The following is a 580-nucleotide window of genomic DNA, read 5'->3' on the forward strand; positions in this document are numbered from 1 at the left end:
GGGTAGGCCAGGCCGAGCACGATCGTCAGGGCGACGAGGGCGCGCAGGGCGGCGAGGTGCTGGGCGAGCCAGCTGGGTAGGCGCATCAGGAGATCCCCGGGATGGTCATGATGATGAGGTCGATGAGCTTGATGCCGATGAACGGCACGATGACGCCGCCGAGGCCGTAGACGAGCAGGTTGCGGCGCAGCATCGCCGCCGCGGAGCTGGGCCGGTAGCGGACCCCGCGCAGGGCGAGGGGGATCAGGGCGATGATGACCAGGGCGTTGAAGATGACCGCGGACAGGATCGCCGAGGTCGGCGAGTGCAGCCGCATGATGTTGAGCTGGTCGAGGCCCGGGTAGATCGCGGCGAACATGGCCGGGATGATCGCGAAGTACTTGGCGATGTCGTTGGCGATCGAGAACGTGGTCAGCGCTCCGCGGGTGATGAGCAGCTGCTTGCCGATCTCGACGATCTCGATGAGTTTCGTCGGGTCGGAGTCCAGGTCGACCATGTTCCCGGCCTCTTTCGCGGCCGAGGTGCCGGTGTTCATGGCCACGCCGACGTCGGCCTGGGCCAGGGCGGGGGCGTCGTTGGT

Annotated in this window: 2 pseudogenes; both read right to left on the minus strand. The window is 67.4% G+C overall.

The window, feature by feature from the left end:
* Positions 1–86, minus strand: a pseudogene (locus ABD901_RS58870) (potassium-transporting ATPase subunit C); the annotation flags it as partial.
* Positions 86–580, minus strand: a pseudogene (locus ABD901_RS58875) (potassium-transporting ATPase subunit B); the annotation flags it as partial. The pseudogenes ABD901_RS58870 and ABD901_RS58875, both read right to left, overlap by 1 nt.

This window comes from Dactylosporangium darangshiense (genome assembly GCF_039537565.1).
GTDB classification, from domain to species: domain Bacteria; phylum Actinomycetota; class Actinomycetes; order Mycobacteriales; family Micromonosporaceae; genus Dactylosporangium; species Dactylosporangium darangshiense.